At 64.4% G+C, this 15,817-nt stretch carries 16 protein-coding genes; 2 read left to right on the top strand and 14 right to left on the bottom strand.

Features of this window, described 5'->3' with window-relative positions; translation table 11 throughout:
- Positions 1–80 precede the first annotated feature (80 nt).
- The 9 genes from NKI01_RS28345 to NKI01_RS28305 form a co-directional block, all read right to left on the bottom strand.
- The gene (locus NKI01_RS28345) at positions 81–1,103 is read right to left on the bottom strand and encodes a LacI family DNA-binding transcriptional regulator (protein ID WP_352965425.1); all 1,023 of its coding nucleotides are present in this window, start codon (positions 1,101–1,103) and stop codon (positions 81–83) included.
- Between the two features lie 50 nt (positions 1,104–1,153).
- On the bottom strand, positions 1,154–1,948 hold the full coding sequence (locus NKI01_RS28340; protein WP_023716805.1) for an ATP-binding cassette domain-containing protein: 795 nt from the start codon (positions 1,946–1,948) through the stop codon (positions 1,154–1,156).
- 4 nt (positions 1,949–1,952) lie between these two features.
- Positions 1,953–2,939, bottom strand: a complete 987-nt coding sequence (locus NKI01_RS28335) for an ABC transporter permease (RefSeq protein WP_352493998.1) — start codon at positions 2,937–2,939, stop codon at positions 1,953–1,955.
- 107 nt (positions 2,940–3,046) lie between these two features.
- Positions 3,047–3,979, bottom strand: coding sequence for a substrate-binding domain-containing protein (locus NKI01_RS28330; RefSeq protein ID WP_023716807.1), 933 nt, complete (start codon positions 3,977–3,979; stop codon positions 3,047–3,049).
- A 357-nt stretch (positions 3,980–4,336) separates the two neighbouring features.
- Positions 4,337–5,164, bottom strand: a complete 828-nt coding sequence (locus tag NKI01_RS28325; protein WP_352588911.1) for an SDR family NAD(P)-dependent oxidoreductase — start codon at positions 5,162–5,164, stop codon at positions 4,337–4,339.
- A complete protein-coding gene (locus NKI01_RS28320) occupies positions 5,161–6,069 on the bottom strand; it encodes an SMP-30/gluconolactonase/LRE family protein (protein ID WP_352515634.1) in 909 nt (302 codons plus the stop codon). Before NKI01_RS28320 ends, NKI01_RS28325 begins: the two co-directional genes overlap by 4 nt.
- Positions 6,066–6,899 carry a carbohydrate ABC transporter permease gene (locus NKI01_RS28315; RefSeq protein WP_023716810.1) on the bottom strand — a complete coding sequence of 278 codons (834 nt, stop codon included), beginning with the start codon at positions 6,897–6,899 and terminating at the stop codon, positions 6,066–6,068. Before NKI01_RS28315 ends, NKI01_RS28320 begins: the two co-directional genes overlap by 4 nt.
- Positions 6,896–7,819: a carbohydrate ABC transporter permease gene (locus NKI01_RS28310; protein ID WP_352855947.1), complete on the bottom strand. Its 924-nt coding sequence runs from the start codon at positions 7,817–7,819 to the stop codon at positions 6,896–6,898. Before NKI01_RS28310 ends, NKI01_RS28315 begins: the two co-directional genes overlap by 4 nt.
- A 37-nt stretch (positions 7,820–7,856) precedes the next feature.
- On the bottom strand, positions 7,857–9,299 hold the full coding sequence (locus tag NKI01_RS28305; RefSeq protein WP_352494002.1) for an extracellular solute-binding protein: 1,443 nt from the start codon (positions 9,297–9,299) through the stop codon (positions 7,857–7,859).
- 294 nt (positions 9,300–9,593) lie between these two features.
- On the opposite strand from NKI01_RS28305, the gene NKI01_RS28300 reads away from it, so the two are divergent.
- Positions 9,594–10,391, top strand: a complete 798-nt coding sequence (locus NKI01_RS28300) for an SDR family NAD(P)-dependent oxidoreductase (protein ID WP_023716813.1) — start codon at positions 9,594–9,596, stop codon at positions 10,389–10,391.
- 5 nt (positions 10,392–10,396) lie between these two features.
- Positions 10,397–11,413: a LacI family DNA-binding transcriptional regulator gene (locus NKI01_RS28295; protein WP_352484090.1), complete on the top strand. Its 1,017-nt coding sequence runs from the start codon at positions 10,397–10,399 to the stop codon at positions 11,411–11,413.
- A gap of 114 nt (positions 11,414–11,527) precedes the next feature.
- Here the strand turns inward: NKI01_RS28295 and NKI01_RS28290 are convergent, their stop codons facing one another.
- The 5 genes from NKI01_RS28290 to NKI01_RS28270 are packed head-to-tail and all read right to left on the bottom strand — an operon-like array spanning position 11,528 to position 15,712.
- Positions 11,528–12,742 (bottom strand): CoA transferase, encoded by a 1,215-nt coding sequence (locus NKI01_RS28290; protein WP_352494003.1) that lies wholly within the window; start codon positions 12,740–12,742, stop codon positions 11,528–11,530.
- Positions 12,739–13,743: a hotdog family protein gene (locus NKI01_RS28285; RefSeq protein WP_352965422.1), complete on the bottom strand. Its 1,005-nt coding sequence runs from the start codon at positions 13,741–13,743 to the stop codon at positions 12,739–12,741. Before NKI01_RS28285 ends, NKI01_RS28290 begins: the two co-directional genes overlap by 4 nt.
- A gap of 15 nt (positions 13,744–13,758) precedes the next feature.
- Positions 13,759–14,043 (bottom strand): muconolactone Delta-isomerase family protein, encoded by a 285-nt coding sequence (locus tag NKI01_RS28280; protein ID WP_352965420.1) that lies wholly within the window; start codon positions 14,041–14,043, stop codon positions 13,759–13,761.
- Positions 14,022–15,056, bottom strand: a complete 1,035-nt coding sequence (locus NKI01_RS28275) for a thiamine pyrophosphate-dependent dehydrogenase E1 component subunit alpha (RefSeq protein WP_352494006.1) — start codon at positions 15,054–15,056, stop codon at positions 14,022–14,024. Before NKI01_RS28275 ends, NKI01_RS28280 begins: the two co-directional genes overlap by 22 nt.
- Complete coding sequence (locus NKI01_RS28270; RefSeq protein ID WP_352965418.1) at positions 15,053–15,712, bottom strand: alpha-ketoacid dehydrogenase subunit beta; 660 nt, start codon at positions 15,710–15,712, stop codon at positions 15,053–15,055. The genes NKI01_RS28275 and NKI01_RS28270 overlap by 4 nt, the downstream gene beginning before the upstream one ends.
- Positions 15,713–15,817: the final 105 nt, after the last annotated feature.

Here is a 15,817-nt window from a genome sequence, read left to right as displayed (position 1 = left end):
TTGCATAGCTGATGTGCAGATTTGCGGTATCAACCGAATTTTAACGATCGAGGCCGAGCGAACACCGCCCTCGCGCGTCATCACTGCACCGGGACATTTTCCTTGAAGATCAGGCGCGGCTCGATGAATTTCCGCGTCAGATAGGGCGCCGACGAGGCGATCGAGCCGAGCAGGCGAATGACCGACTGTTCGGCGATCAGCCTGGCATTCTGGTCGATGACGACGTCGAGCAGATCGTCGACGAGATAGCCGCGCGTTTCGCGCGTCAGATCATGGCAGATGAACACCGGCTTTTTCTGCGGTCTGGCTTCGAGCAACGCTTTCGCCACGCCTGATCGTCCGGCGCCGATACAGTAGATGCCGAGCAGCTCCGGCTCGTTGTGCAGCGCGTTCATGGTCGCGGTGTAACTGACCTCCGGCTCGTCGTTGATCTCGACGGCACTGGTGACGGTCAGATTGGGGAACTCCTCGCCGAGCACGGAGCGAAAGCCCATTTCGCGTTCCTCGTGGCCGCGATAGGAACGTGAGCCGACCACCATCGCCAGATGGCCTTTGCGGCCGCCGAGGAACCGTCCCATCAGCAGCGCCGCGGTGCGGCCCGCCACCCGGTTGTCGATACCGACATAGGCCGAGCGGGGCGCGCCCGGAACGTCGGACACCAGCGTGACTAGGCGGATGCCGGCCTCGACGATCTCGCGCAAGATGTTGCGCGTCCTTGGATGATCGACGGCAATGACGCCGACCCCGTTCGCCTTGAGGGAGAGGTTTTCGACGGCTGTCTGTAAGGCGCTCGGCGAAATGCCGGTGAGCTTATGGATGCGGCAGGAGGCGACCAGCGGCAGGCGCGCCGCATAATCCTCGATGTGCCTGGCCAGATCGGCCATGAAGGCATTGCTGCCGATCGGCAGGAAGAATTCGAGATGCGCCGGCCGCGAGGGCAACGCGACCTGGTCGACAACCGGCAGATAGCCGAGCTGCTTGGCCGCCTCAATTACGCGCTGCCGGTTGGCGGCACTCGCCCCCGGCCGGTTGTTGAGCACACGGTCGACCGTCGCGGTCGACAGGCCGCAGCTCCTGGCAATATCCGAAACGGTGGCTTTCATCTCGCAACCATGTGGCGATGCGATCCAGTGCCTCGGCGGTCAGCCGGCGGTCAGTCGTGCCGCTTTGTGCGCTCGACCAGCGCGTCGTGGATCTCCTTGTCCGACATGCCGGTGATGACGCGTTCGACTTCGGCGACGCTGGTCTTCTTCGGGTCGATATCGTCGGCGACCACCTTGCCGCGGCGCATGACGACGATGCGGTCGACCACCTGGAAGACGTGGTGGATGTTGTGGGCGATGAAGATGCAGGAATGGCCGGAATCGCGGGCGCTGCGCACGAAGCTTAGAACGCCTTGCGTTTCGGCGACGCCGAGATTGTTGGTCGGCTCGTCGAGGATGATGAGGTCGCTGTCGAAATGCATGGCGCGTGCAATCGCCACCGCCTGCCGCTCGCCGCCGGAGAGCGAGCCGATCGGCGTCGTCGGCGGAATGTTCTTCGAGATGCCGACCTGCTTGAGCAGGTCGCGGGCAACCACGTTCATCGCCTCCTGGTCCATGCGGTTGAGGAAACGCGGCGGCTTGATCGGCTCGCGTCCAAGGAACAGGTTGCGGGCGATCGACAGTTGCGTCACCAGCGCCGAGTCCTGGTAGATCGTCTCGATGCCGTGGGCGATGGCGTCGCTGGTGCTGCGCAAATTTACCCTCTTGCCGCGGATGAAGATGTCGCCGCTGGTCAGCGGGACCGCGCCCGACAGCACCTTGATCAGCGTCGACTTGCCGGCGCCATTGTCGCCGAGCAGTCCGACGATCTCCCTTTCGTTGACATGGAAATTGGCATCAACCAGCGCCTGAACGCGGCCATAGGACTTGCGGATGTTCGTCATGCGGATCAGCGGCTCGACCATCGTCTCAAGTCCCTGCCTGATGCCGGCGTTCCAGCCAGGAGTGGAGCGCCATCATGCCGAGGATGATAGCGCCGATGAAGATGTTGTAGGCAAGGCCCGGCACACCGATCAGCACGATGCCGTTGCGCATCACGCGCAGGATCAGGATACCGAGCACTGTGCCGATGATGGTGCCGCGCCCGCCGGTCAGCGCCGTACCGCCGATCACCACCATGGCGATGACTTCGAGCTCGTAGCCGGTGCCGCTGTTGGGGTTGGCCGCAGAGGTGCGCAGCGAGCTGATGACGCCGGCAAGCGAGGCCAGGATCGACGACAGGATGAACAGGCCGATCTTGACGCCGCTGACATTGACGCCGCGCGCCCTTGCGGCACTCGGGTTGCCGCCGGCCGCCTGGATCCAGTTGCCGATCCGGCTCTGCGTCAGCACGTAGCCGAGCGCGACGGCGGCCGCGATGAACCAGAACAGCGACATATAGATACGGAACGGCCCGATGAAGAAATCGCCGACCAGGGCTTCCGCCAGCCAGCTCCCCTCGGCGCTCCAGGTCCGCTGCGGAAACCCGTTGGTGACGAACAAAGCGGTGCCGCGCACCACCAGCAGCATGCCCAGCGTCACCAGGAAGGACGGGATCTTGAGCTGCGTCACGAACCAGCCATTGACCAGCCCGATGAAGGCGGCAACCACCAGGGCAACGGCGAAGGCGGCTTCGAGCGAGGTGAGACCGCTGTTGAACAGCGTCCACATCAGGACCGGCGAGAAGCCGAACACCGAGCCGACCGAGAGGTCGAATTCGCCCGATGTCATCAGCAGTGTCATCGCCAGCGCGATCAGCCCGAGTTCGACCGTGAAGGCCAGCGTGTTCGAGATGTTCTGCGGCGACAGGAAGTCGTGATTGATGCCCCAGAACACGGCAATCTCGACGACAAGCAGCACGAAAGGCCCGAACTCTGGCCGCGCGATCGAGCGTTGGATAAGGGAACGATTTTCCACCTTGGACCCGCGATAGGATTGGAACTGGCCGAGACGGCAACCGGCTTCGGCGGAATGATGAGACAGCCACGGCCGCCGGAGCGGCCGTGACCAACTCGATCGCGGATTTATTTGCCGGACAGGATCTTGTCGTAGACTGCCGCGGTGTCCTTCTCGTACAGCGCGCCGGTGATCACGTCGAAGCCGGGCGGAATGCCGCTCGCCGCCATGTTGGCGAGCGAGAGCGCGACGTAGCTGGTCGCCTGCGGATCCTGCCACTGGCCGGCATTGACGTAGCCGTTCAGCACTTCCTGGGTGGTATCGAGCGAGTTGCCCCAGCCGACAACCGGGATTTCGCCCGGCTTGACGCCGACCTGGTCGAACACTCGCTTGATCGAACCGGTGACAAGGTCGCCGAGACCGATGACCGCCTTGACCTTGGCCCTGTTGGCGGTGAGGTAATCGACCATGCGGTTGATCACTTCGGCCTGGTCGAGCGTCGCTTCGGTGATTTCATAAGTGATGCCGAGCGGCTCGAAGACGCTCTTGATGCCTTCCTCTTCCTGGACGCCATAGGTGGCGCCGGGAATTTCGACCGGCATCCAGACGAAGTCGCCCTTCTTCACCAGGCCCTTGTCGACCAGATACTGCGCCCAATGCTTGCCGAAGGTGACGTTGTCGCCGCCGACATAGGCGTTGAAATCCGCCTTCGGGTCGGGCGTGTTGAAGTTGATGATCGGGATGTTCGCCGCCCGCGCTTCCTTGACGATCTCGACAAGGCTGCCCGGATCGGGGCTGGTGGTGGTGATGCCGTCGGCCTTGGCGGCGATTGCGGCGCGAACGGCTTCCTGCTGCGACGCCACGTCACCATTGTGGAACGAGGTGTTGACGGTATTGCCGGTGTCCGTCGCCCATTGCTTGGCGCCGGCAAGGAAGTAGGTCCAGACCGGATCGGCCGGGCCGCCATGCGAAATCCAGTAGAATGTCTTGGCCTGTGCCGCGGCCGGAATGGCCAGCGCCACCACCAAGCCAAGTACAAGCAGTCTTAGCCTCGTCAGCATTTGATTTCCTCCCATTTGAACCGAACTCCTCCTCCCACGACGATCGCGGCGAAAAACCGTGCGCGGCAAAAACCGCGATCGTATTCTGCCAGCGTCGACCTGGGTGCATCAGAGCATCCCCTTTTTCGATCGATGGCAAGCCTTCATCTGCCAGTGGTAGTTGGCGCATCCGCAGGCGCCATCAGCCCTACCATCAGATTGCATCAGTTTGCGTGATATTTTTCAGGCAGGCGATTCCTGGACTGCGTCGGCCGGATTGCTCTCGGCGCCCATCTACTCCAAACGACCATGACGTCCCTTGTCGTGGGCGCTGCGGGCCTGTTTGATACCGAAGACCTCAGATTCCGGATGTCAAGATCAGCCCTTGATCCAGGCCGGGTCGCGAAAATTGTCCCATGTGGCACCGATGCCTGCATCGACCGGAATGGCAGCGCCTGTAATGCCATTGGCTATGGGCGAGGCGACGAACGCAATCGCCGCTGCGATGTCACGCGGTGTCAGCACCCGGCCGAGCGGATGCCGCTCGGCGTAGGAGGCGAGGATCTCGTCACCATTCGGCAGCGCTGCCAGCCGTCCGGCCAGCAGCGGCGTATGGGTCACGCTCGGGCAGACGCAATTGACCGTGACCCGGTCCCGCGCCAGGTCGAGCGCCGCCGCGCGGGCAAGGTTGAGCAGCGCTCCCTTCGACACGCAGTAGGAGAACATGCCGTGCTCGGCCTGCAGCCCATCGAGGCTGGAGAGCAGCACGATGGCGCCGCTCTTTTGCTTGCGCATGCCCTTGGCCGCCTCGCGCACCACCAGGAATGAGCCTCGCACGTTGACGCCCATCACCTGCTCGAAATCCTCGACCGAGGTCTCGAACACCGGCCCGCCGACGCCGAGCACGCCGGCACAGGCCACGGCGACATCGATTTCGCCAAGCTGCTTGCGCGTCGCCGCAAAGGCATCGGCGACGGTCTTCTCATGACCGGCATCGCCTTCGAAGGCGATCGCTTTCCGACCGATGTGCTTGACCTGCCTGGCGGTGTCTGCAGCAGCGCCCGCGGTCCAGTCGAGGATGGCGACATCGGCGCCGAGATCGGCCAGTGTCAGCGCCGTCTCGCGGCCTATGCCCGAGCCGCCGCCGGTGATGAAGGCGACCTTGCCTTGATAGGAAAGTCCGGGAAACGGTTCGCGCGGGCTCATGCGCCCGCCTCCGCTGCCATTTTGATCGTGCCTTTGTAGGTCGGGGCGCCGCCGCCCGGCACTTTCAGCCGCCACAGGCGCCCGGCATAGGACGGTTTGTCGCTCGATGCCAGCACGCTGGCGTCGGTCACCCACAGCGTCTCGCCATCGAAGGCGAGATTGGTCGGCGCGCCGCCGCACTTGATGAAGCCCTTGATGGCGCCGTCGCGGGCGACGACATGGATGCCGCCGCCGACCAGATCCGTGACCAGCAGCGAACCGTCGGCGGCGATCGTCATGCCGTCGAGGATCGGGTTATCCCCCGGCATGCGGCCGAGATCCTCGATGCTGCCGTCGCCCTTCAGTCGCCTGACACGGCCGGTGTAAGATTCGTCCCAGACGATCGAGCCGTCGGCCTCGACGACGATGCCGTTCGGAAACACCGGTTCTGGGAAGGCCACCTTGATTGTCGCCTTGCCGTCCGGTGCCAGCGCAAAAATGTAGCTCGGGTCGGGACTGGCGGGATTATAGGTGCCGGGGTCGGTCCAGACCAGCGTACCATCCGGCGCAAAGACCAGATCGTTCGGGCCATTGAGTTTGACGCCCTCGACCTCGGTCACCAGAATTTCCGGCCCGGCGCCCGGCCGCACCCGCTGGATCGATGGCACGGTCATCTCAGGCGCGCGCCACGGACCGACGGTGCCGCCGTTCTGGCAGACATAGAGCGCGCCGTCGGAGCCAAGCACGCAGGAGTTCGGCGCGCCGGTGACATAGGCGAATTGCCTTGCCTTGTCGTCCTTGCCGACAATGGTCAGCTGGCTGCGGTAGCTTTCGACGAAGACCAGGCTGCCGTCCGGCATCACGGTCGGCCCTTCCGGCCATCCGAGATTGTCCGTCACCAGTTCCGGCGAAAGATCGTTCTTCATTTCACGGCCCCTGCGGTTAGTCCGCGCACGATGTAGCGCTGGACGAAAAGCGAGAAGAGGAGGATCGGGATGACGGTGACGACGCCGACCGTCGCGGCGATGTTCCAGTCGATCGGTCGCTGCGCGCTGACCAGGGTCGCGGCACCCAGCGATATGGTCTGGAAGGCACGGCTGTCGATGACGTAGAGTGCGACCAGGAACTCGTTCCAGATGAACAGCGCGCCGAACAGCGCTGCCGTCACCAGGCCCGGCCGCACGATCGGCAGCATGACGTGCCACAGCACACCGACGCGCGTGCAGCCGTCGATCATCGCCGCTTCATCGATCTCGCTCGGGATTTCGTCGAAGAAGCCGATCATGATCCACACCACGAGCGGCAGCGAAAAGGCGATATAGGGCAGGACCAGGCCCGGATAACTGTCCTGCAGGCCGGCCGTCTTGACCATCAGAAACAGCGGAATGGCGACAGCGATCGGCGGCATGAAGCGCATCGACAGGATGGTGCTTGCCAGCTGCTCGCTATGCTTGAAGCGCAGCCTTGAAAACGCATAGGCCGCCGGCGTGCCGATCAGAATCGCGGCTGCGGTTGCGATGCCGACCACGATGATGGAGTTGAGGGTGAAGGCCAGCATCCCCTGGCTGAACAGCACCTCATTGTAGTTCTTGACGATCTGCGTCCAGTTGAGGTTGAGCGTCGGTGGCACCTGCGCCAGGATCTCGATGCGCTTCTTGGTCGACAGCACCGCCAGATAGAGGAAGGGCGCGGCGCCGAAGATGCCGAGCACGATGAGGAAGAGGTAGGCGATGACCCGGCCCGGGCGGATCTTCATCGCGAGTTCCCGGGCCGGATCTGGACGTATCTGAGCATCACTGTCGTGCCGACGGCGAGGATCAGAAGCATCATGTAGGCCACCGCCGCGGCATAGCCGTAATTCTGGAACTGGAAGCCGTTCTGGAACGAGAAAAAGGACAGCGTCGTCGTGCTGCGCGCTGGCCCGCCATAGCTCAGCCCGTAGATCAGGTCGAACGAACGGAAAGCATCGACGGCGCGGAACACGGCGGCGAAGACGATGGCCGGCGCCAGCATCGGCAGCGTGATGCGCCGGAAGGTGACGAATGGGCCGGCGCCGTCGACCTGGGCGGCTTCGAAGACGTCCTGCGACAGCGCCTGCAGGCGCGCAAAGACGATGATGAAGACGAATGGCGTCCATTGCCAGCAGTCGACGAGGATCACCGTCACCATCGACATGCCGACCGAGCCCAGCCAGTCGGGTGGCGTCAGTCCGATCTGCTTTATCGCCCAGTTGACCAGCCCCCAGTCCGGATTGAGCAGGGCGCGCCACATCACCCCGACGATGATCGGCGTCATCAGCATCGGCAGCAACAGGATGCCGCGCACGATCCAGCCGCCCTTCAGCTGCAGGTTGAAGAACATCGCCAGTGCGACGCCGAGCACGACCTGGATGGAAACCGAGAAAAACACCATGATGGCGCTGTTCATGGCGGCGTTCCAAAACAGCGGATCGACCAGCAGGGCACGGTAATTGGCGAGGCCGACGAAATTGCCGGTGCCGGTCGCGGCGGTCAAATCTGTAAGCGACAGGCGCAGGCTGTGGAACAGCGGATAAATGCTGAAGACGATCAGGTAAAGCAGGCACGGGCCGAGGAGCAGCCACACGGCTCTCCCCGGCTCGTCACGTGTGCCGAAGACGAATTTCGTCTGGGTGGCGGCGGTTGTCGCAAGGCTCATCGAAAATCACATCCACAGCGATCCGCGCGGGCACCGATCAGGCAAGGTGGCCTGCCTTCCGCAAGATCGCCTCCCACTGGGTCTGCACTTTTTCACAGGCAGTCTTGGCATCTTGCGTGCCGATCAGCGCCGCGTTGAACTCGACGTTCATGACATCGTTGAGTTGAAAGAATTCCGGGATCAGCGACGTCGGTATGGTGTCGGCCGTCTCGATCGCCGTCAGCGCGTCCTTGAGGTAGGGGAACTTCGCCACCAGCTCGGGATCTGTGAAAGCCGAGGTGCGGTTCGCATCGATGTTGTATTTCTCGATGGAATAGCGGTTCACCGCCTTGCTGGTGATCCAGGTCAGCGCCAGCCAGGCGGCGTCCTTCTTCGCCGGGTCGATATTCTTCGGGATGCCGACCCCCCAGCCGCCTTGGATTGCCCGCGGCGACTTGCCGTCGCCGGAAGGAACCGGGGTGGTCGCGGTGGTCTCGGCGACCATGGAATTCTCGCTGTTCAGGATCGGCCCGGCAATTGTAGACCAGAAGATCATCTGCGCGATCTTGCCGGTGGAGAAGCCGTCGACGTTTTCGGCAAAGCCGTATTTGGTCACATTCTTCGGCGCATACGGCAGCAGGTCGATCAGCATCTGCAAGGCGCCGATGCCTTCCTTGGAATTGACCTGCGGCTTAAAATTCTTCTCCTTGGCGCTGCCGGTCATCAGCACGCCGCCAGTGGTGATGAAGCGAGTGTACCAGTCGACCGCGGCGAGCGAGAAATCGTTGGCGCCGATGAAGGAGCAACCGGCCACGTCGTCGGTGTTGAGCTTCTCGGCGGCAGCCTTGAACTCGTCCCAGGTCTTGGCCGGCTGCAGGCCTGCCGCGTCGAACAGGTCCTTGCGATAGAAATAGATGACCGACCCGGAATGCAGGCCGGGTATGCCGTAGACGTCCTTGCCTTTGCCAACTGTGCCGGAGGCCATGTCGAAAATGCCGACATTCTTCATCGCCGCCGGGATGAGATCGGCGAAATCCCAGTCCGGCGGCGTTTTTGCGGGATCGTCGATATAGGCGTTGAGCTGCTCGTAATAGCCGCCGCCGACCTGCTGGGTCGTCAGGAACCCAAGATACTCGATCAATTCGAACGAGGATTTGTCTGCCTTGAGGTTCTGCAATGTCTTTTCGATCAGCGCGCCGAGTGCCGGCGAGGTGATCTCCAGTTCCATGCCGGTCTCCTCGACGAATTTCGGCAGCATGTCGGCGAGCGCGCGATGGTCGTTCTCATCGCCGGTCATCAGGATGTTGATTTTGGTGCCGGCGAACTTCTTCATGTCGAAACCGGCGGCGTAGAGCGGCACGGTGCCGCCAAGTCCTCCAAACGCCGTTGCCAGGCCCAGCATGCCGGCGCGCTGCATCAGGTCGCGGCGCGTCAGGCCGCCTGTATCCACGGCGGCGTTTTCGCCGGGCCGCGGGTGATCCGTCTGCTCTTTTCCGCTCATGTCTCACTCCCCAGTTTCTTCTTTGTTCTGCCGACGGGACTGCATCGGTCCGGACGGCAGATTGCATCCGGCGATCTAAATAGTCAATCGATTGCTTAATGATCGCTCAAACGATTGCTTGAACAAACACGTCGTGTTATCGATGCCGTGCTCTATGGGTGAAAATTGTCTCGGGCGCAGGCGCTTGACAGCTGTCGCGCACGGCCTCTACACGCTGGCAAACAACAATGTGCCAGGCGACTGAATGGCGGCCTTCCAGCGCATCCGAAGCCCGAACCGACAGGGAGGTCGTCGATGAGCCTGGGAAGCGTTGTCGTGACAGGTGCGGGCGACGGCATAGGACGCGCCATAGCGATCCGATTGGCCGCCGACGGCTGGAATGTCGTCGGCCTCGAACTTGACCGGGCGGCAGCCGAGGCGCTTGGCAAGACGCTTGGCAACGGCCATCATGCGGTGTGCGGCGACGCATCCGACCGCTCGGTGCTGAAAGCCGCCCGCGAGGCGGCGGAACAACTCGCGCCGTTGCGCGGATGGGTCAACAATGTCGGCATCGCCTTGATGGGCAATCTGCATGAACCCAATGAGCCCGAGGTCGAGCGTTTGTTCGCCGTCAACCTGATGTCGCATTTCTGGGGCTCGTCCGAAGCCATCCGGACGTGGGTTCGAGACCGGGCGACCGGTTCGATCGTCAATGTCTCCTCGGTGCATGGCCGCTCGGCCTTCAACATGTGGGCGGCCTATGATGTGGCCAAGGCCGGCATCGATGCGCTGACCCGCTATATCGCGGTCGAATACGGGCCGATCGGCATCCGCGCCAATGCGGTCGCGCCCGGCGCCGTCCGTACGGCGCTGGTGCAACGCGTGATCCGCGACAGCCCCGACAGCGCGGTGGCTGAAAAGGAAATGTCGATTCAGCATCCGCTTGAGCGCATCGGCGAGCCGGAGGAGATCGCGGCCGCCGTCTCGTGGCTGATTTCGTCCGAGGCCTCGTTCGTCACCGGCCAGTCGCTGGCCGTCGATGGCGGCTTGACCTCGCGCTGCTACCGCTATGCGCCCGACGCGCAACTGCTCGCCATGTACGGAAAGGGCTGAAGCCTTTGAAGCCAATCAGCCCGCCGGGGCGCGCCACGCTGAAGGACATTGCCCGCACTGTCGGCGTCGACGTTTCCACCGTTTCCAAGGTGCTCAACGACGGCGGCATCAGCGTGCGGCCGCAGACGCGCCAAGCAATCATCGACGAGGCAAGCCGGGTCAACTATCGCCCACATGCGCTTGCTCGCAACCTGCGCACCCAGCGCACCGGCGCACTCGGCATTCTGCTGCCCGACCTCACCAATCCAATCTATGCCGAGACGGTGCATGGTGCGATGCGCCAGGCCGAACGGTCCGGCTACGTCATGCTCATTGCCGAGGTTGCGGACGAGCGCACCTCCGCCGCCGCCTATATGCGGTTGGTCAGCGAACGCCGCATCGACGGGCTGATCATCGCCGTCAGCGCCGAAACCAGCGAGATGATCGCTGCCATCGAGAACAATCCGGTGCCGCACGTCTTCGTCAACCGCCGTTCCAGCATCGGCCGCAGCGTCACCGTCGACGACCAGGCTTCGGGACGGCTTGCCGCGCAGACCCTGATCGAGGCCGGCCATCGGCGCCTCGGCTTCATCGGCGCGTTGCCCGAACTCGACACCTCGCGACGCCGGCGCCATGGCTTCGTCGAAGTCTGCCAGGCTGCCGGCCTGCCGGCCGTCGTCGAAATCGCCGGCCCGGTCTCGCGCCGCGGTGGCTACGATGCCTTGCACAGGCTGCTCGATGAGGCGCAACGCCCGACCGGCGTCTTCGCCTTCAACATGCTGGTCGGCATCGGTGCGCTGGCGGCGGCCCGTGTGCGCGGCGTGCGCGTGCCGGACGATCTTTCGGTGGTCACGCTCGACGGCGAGGACGCCATCTTTACCGCGCCGCCGCTGACCGCCATCATTACCCCGCTCGCCGAAATGGGCGCGCGCGCCGTAGTCGAGCTCGAAGCCATGATCCAGGGGCGCGAACCGCAGGATGTCGTCATCGATATCCCGCCGAAGCTGGTTTACCGCGAATCCGTGGCGCCGCCGCCTCGCTAAAGCGGTTCATCGTTTCACGGAAACGCCGAACCGCTCTATCTCTTTGTTTCTACGCAATTCCGGACGGAAAACCGTTTCACACCTTTCCTGGAATTGCGCTAAAGCCTTCGCGGCTCAAGCCGTCGCCGGACCGGCGACGATGCCGCGGTCGTGCAGGCTTCCGATCTCGCCGTCGCTCAACCCCAGTTCGGTCAGGATCTCGTCGGTGTGCTCGCCAAGTACGGGCGCGCGGACTGCAGGAAGCCGTTCCACCGAGGAGAAATCCAGTGGCGAAGTCGGCGTCAGCAGCGATCCGAGACCGGGGTGATCGACCTTTGCGAACATCGGGTTGTCCGTCGAGCAGCGCGGATCCTCGACCAATAATTGCCGGAATGTCTGGTAAGGCCCCCACGAGACGCCGGATGCCGTGAAGATGCGCCGCACGTCGGCGAAGCTCCGTGCCGAAAACCACGGCGCCAGTAGGGCGGCGATCGCCTCGCGCGCCGCATAACGCCCGCCTTCGCTGTCGAGGTCGGCGCCGCTTGTTGCCGCGAGCTTTGCCGTGTCCAGCCCGGTCGCCTGCAGCAGTACGGCCCATTGCCGGCCGGTCAGCGCCATCACCATGACGCGGCGGTCGTCGGCGGTGAGGAAATCCCGCCCGAACGCACCATAGAGATAGTTGCCGTCCTTTTCGGCACTGCCTCCAAGTTCGGCCTGCGCCAGCCGACCGAGATTGCCGGTCATGGCCAGCGCTACGTCCGATAGCGCCAGTTTCACCAATGACCCGTTGCCGGTGCGGCTGCGGTGGCGGTCGGCGGCAAGCACGCCCACCGCCGCCATCTCGCCCATCGCGATGTCCCAGGCCGGCAGCACGCTATTGGTAGGCTCCGTGGCGCCGCGCGCGCCGGTGATTTCGGCAAAGCCGGTTGCCGCGTTGACGGTATAGTCGACCTCGCTGGTTCCATCATTGTTGCCGGTCAGCGCGATCATGATGACGTCGTTGCGCCGGTGCTTCAGGGCCTCGTAGGAGAGGGCGCCGCGCGCCGCAAAATTGGTCAGGAAGATGCCGTTGCCCGGCCCCGGTCTCGCGATCAGACTGGCCACGACGTCCTGCCCTTCGGGCGACTGCAGGTTGATCTGGATCGAACGCTTGCCCTTGTTCATGCCGGCCCAGAACAGGCTCTGGCCGTTGTCCGCCACTGGCCACCGGCCATGGTCGAGCCCACCGCCGATCTGGTCGTAGCGGATCACGTCGGCCCCCAATTGTGCCAGCGTCATGCCGCCGAGCGGTGCCGCCACGAAGGCCGAGCCCTCGACGATGCTAAGGCCGGCGAGAATGCCGCCGCTCATGCGAACAGCCCCACTGATCGCCAGTCGAGCACGTCGGAAATCCCGCCATCGGAAGCGGTCGCCCGCACCAGTGAGCGCAAATGCACCAGCCCACCGCCGCCGGGCAGAGGCTCGCAGTGCCCGATGCCGATTTCGGAGTGCAGCGTGTCGCCCTCGTGCACCGGCCCCAGATGATCGCAGTCCTGCCAGCCCAAAAAGGTGACCAGCGACGGCAGTGCACGGGTCAACTGTGCCGCTGCCAGCCCGATCGTATGGCCGCCATAGACGAGGCGCTGCCCCGTCTGGGTGCGGTCATGGTGGATCGTCGCCAGGTTCATCGTCAGCCGCGCCAGCTCCGGCGCGCTGCTCACCACATCGCCGCCGGCAAGGCGATGGATGGTGCCGGCGCTGAGATCGTTGAAATGCGGGCCAGGCACCGCCTTGCGGTAAGCGTCGAGGTTCCATCCGCCGATCGCCGCCGGCGCTCCCGTGAACTCGGATCGCGGCGGATCGGTTTCGCCCTGCGCGGCACCATCCCCTGCCTGTCTGGCCGGTAGTAGCGCGCACCGGCAGAAATCGAGTACCGGTCGGTCCTCCTGATCGCTGGTGGCGATCCGCATGGTGACCAGGCCGCGCGACGCACGCCCCGGCCTGGCGGCGGCGGACCGCAGCCCGATGATGGTGGTGACGGTCTTCAAACTCTCGCCGATCGCCGGCGCCCGGCGAAAGATCAGACCGCGGTAGAAGAGGTTGGCGATCGCCCGCTGCGTCACCAGCGTCGACTGGCCGATCGCCACGTCCCAGACCAGCGCCGGCGCGGCAAAAGGCTGCTTTAGTCCGGTCACGGATGCCGACAGTGCCGCATCGAAGGCCAGCCTCAGCCTGCCGCCGACGATTGCATGGTGGGCAGCGGCAAGGCCATCGCTCAGCCGCATCACCGGCGCTCCGTCGAAGCGGTCGCCGATGCGGAGATCCTCGTAGAACGGACCGTCGATGCCTGTTGCGGGGGGAGACGTGATCACGCTGCTGAACCTTCGTCAGCTTCGGCCCGGATCAGAAGGATGCGCTGCCAGCGGCCGCACCACCACCTTCAGCCAGGGGTAGAACGGCAGCGACGCGATCGCCTCATGCAGCGCGGTCGCGTCCGGCGCCTCCCAGATGCCGAAATTCGCCCATCGGCCCGGCTGACGCCACAGCCGGCGCAGGATGCCGGCCGCGGCCAGTTCCTTGGCGCGACGGCCTTCTGCCGCGATCAGCTCCGCCTTTTGCAGGGGGTCGCCGTCGGGCGGGAAATTTACCTCTATTTCGACCAGAAATTCCATCTCTGGTCCCCTCCAGCCGAATGGGCGCCGACATGCGCCAGGATTTCGCCGAGATCCGGCGCCGGTGAGTCCAGCACCTCCATTGTCGCCCGCTCCACGGCATCGCTTATGTCGGCCTTAAGCTGGTCGAGACCGCCCGGCGCCAATATTTTTTCGCCGGCCAGCCGCTCTGCCAGGATGTCGATCGGGTCACGCTTCAGCCAGGCATCGAGCTCGCCGGCCGGCCGATAGGTCGCCGGGTCCGAACGTGAATGGCCGGAATAGCGATAGGTCTTCATTTCGATCAGTGTCGGCCCTTCGCCGCGGCGGGCGCGGGCGACGGCGGTCGCCATCGCCTCCGCCACCTTGTCGACATCCTGCCCGTCGGCGACGACGCCCGGCATATTGTAGCTCGCTGCACGTATGGCGATGTCCTCGACCGGGGTCGACAGCTGGATACGGGTGTATTCGCCGTAGAGATTGTTCTCGCAGACGAAGACCACCGGCAGCTTGCGGATCGCCGCGAAATTGAGCGACTCGTGGAAGGCGCCGATATTGGCCGAGCCGTCGCCGAAAATGGATACGGCGATGCGGTCCTTGCCGCGGGCGCGTGCCGCCATCGCCGCGCCGCAGGCGATCGGCAGGCCGGCGCCGACAATGGCGGCGGTCGGCAGCAGCCCGACCTCTGGCTCGACCAGATGCATGGAACCGCCGAGGCCACCGGCACAACCGATGACGCGGCCGCAGATCTCGCCGATAACCGCCGTTGGCGACACGCCGAGCGCCAACGCGTGGCCATGGCCGCGATAGGTGCAGGTCACGATGTCGTCGGGATCGATCGAGCGCGCGATGCCGACCGAGACGGCCTCCTGTCCACAGGCAAGATGTGTGCTGCCGCGGACATGTCCTTCGGCGAAGAGTTTCTGGATGCGCTCCTCGACCGCGCGGATCTCGACCATGCGCGTGAGCTGCTCCAGCCTGTTCTTCAAGGCCTCGCGCCGCACGATCGGCACATTCGAATTGGAGAGCGTCATGCTGCGTTCCTCCACCACGGCAGGGGTGGCTTGTTGGTCGAGACAAGCGTCGCGATCTGCTCGGCCACATAGGCCGGGCTCGGCAGGAAACGGGCTTCCAGCGCGCCGCTATAAGGTACGGGCGCTTCGGGAAGAGTGATACGATGCGGCGGCGCCTTCAGCCGGCCGAACGCTTCGATGGCGATCGACGAGACGACATCGCCGCCCCAGCCGCTGCCGGCCGGCGCCTCCTCGAGTGTCACTAGGCGGCCTGTGCGCGCAACCGATTCGGCAACACTCCGGCGGTCCCATGGCCACAGCGTCAGAAGGTCGACGACCTCGATATTGGCGTGGCTGGTTTCCGCTGCCGCGAGCGCCACCCGCCGCATCGCGCCGCAGGTGACGAGCGTCACGTCGGTGCCGGGCCGCGCGATCTCGGCCTGGCCGAGCGGAATGCGGTAGTTGCGGTCGAATTCGTATTCCTCGCGCTCGGCGTAAAGCACACGCGGTTCGAGCACCACCACCGGATCCGGATCTTCGATCGCCGACCGCAGCAGGCCATAGGTCGTGCGTGCATTGCTGGTCACCGCGACCTTGAGGCCGGGCGTGCCGCGGAACCAGTGGTCGAGCATCTGCGAATGCTGGCAGCCAAACCCCTGGCCGGCGCCGGGGGCCACGCGCCCCCCGGCCGGGGGCGTGAGCCGGGCCCCCCCCACAAAGGGCCAAGGTTGCGCCAACGGAGGGAAACTGGGGACGCCGGCCCCAGAGAAATAAGTGAGCCT

The organism is Mesorhizobium sp. M0815, assembly GCF_040319995.1.
GTDB lineage: Bacteria > Pseudomonadota > Alphaproteobacteria > Rhizobiales > Rhizobiaceae > Mesorhizobium.
The sequence above is the reverse complement of the archived record's forward strand: the minus strand, read 5'-3'. Positions and strand labels throughout refer to the sequence as shown.

Coding starts and splice junctions, on each gene's coding strand:
- NKI01_RS28345 (WP_352965425.1), bottom strand. CDS start 1,103: ATGAAAGCCACCGTTTCGGATATTGCCAGGAGCTGCGGCCTGTCGACC.
- NKI01_RS28340 (WP_023716805.1), bottom strand. CDS start 1,948: ATGGTCGAGCCGCTGATCCGCATGACGAACATCCGCAAGTCCTATGGC.
- NKI01_RS28330 (WP_023716807.1), bottom strand. CDS start 3,979: ATGCTGACGAGGCTAAGACTGCTTGTACTTGGCTTGGTGGTGGCGCTG.
- NKI01_RS28325 (WP_352588911.1), bottom strand. CDS start 5,164: ATGAGCCCGCGCGAACCGTTTCCCGGACTTTCCTATCAAGGCAAGGTC.
- NKI01_RS28320 (WP_352515634.1), bottom strand. CDS start 6,069: ATGAAGAACGATCTTTCGCCGGAACTGGTGACGGACAATCTCGGATGG.
- NKI01_RS28315 (WP_023716810.1), bottom strand. CDS start 6,899: ATGAAGATCCGCCCGGGCCGGGTCATCGCCTACCTCTTCCTCATCGTG.
- NKI01_RS28310 (WP_352855947.1), bottom strand. CDS start 7,819: ATGAGCCTTGCGACAACCGCCGCCACCCAGACGAAATTCGTCTTCGGC.
- NKI01_RS28305 (WP_352494002.1), bottom strand. CDS start 9,299: ATGAGCGGAAAAGAGCAGACGGATCACCCGCGGCCCGGCGAAAACGCC.
- NKI01_RS28300 (WP_023716813.1), top strand. CDS start 9,594: ATGAGCCTGGGAAGCGTTGTCGTGACAGGTGCGGGCGACGGCATAGGA.
- NKI01_RS28290 (WP_352494003.1), bottom strand. CDS start 12,742: ATGAGCGGCGGCATTCTCGCCGGCCTTAGCATCGTCGAGGGCTCGGCC.
- NKI01_RS28280 (WP_352965420.1), bottom strand. CDS start 14,043: ATGGAATTTCTGGTCGAAATAGAGGTAAATTTCCCGCCCGACGGCGAC.
- NKI01_RS28275 (WP_352494006.1), bottom strand. CDS start 15,056: ATGACGCTCTCCAATTCGAATGTGCCGATCGTGCGGCGCGAGGCCTTG.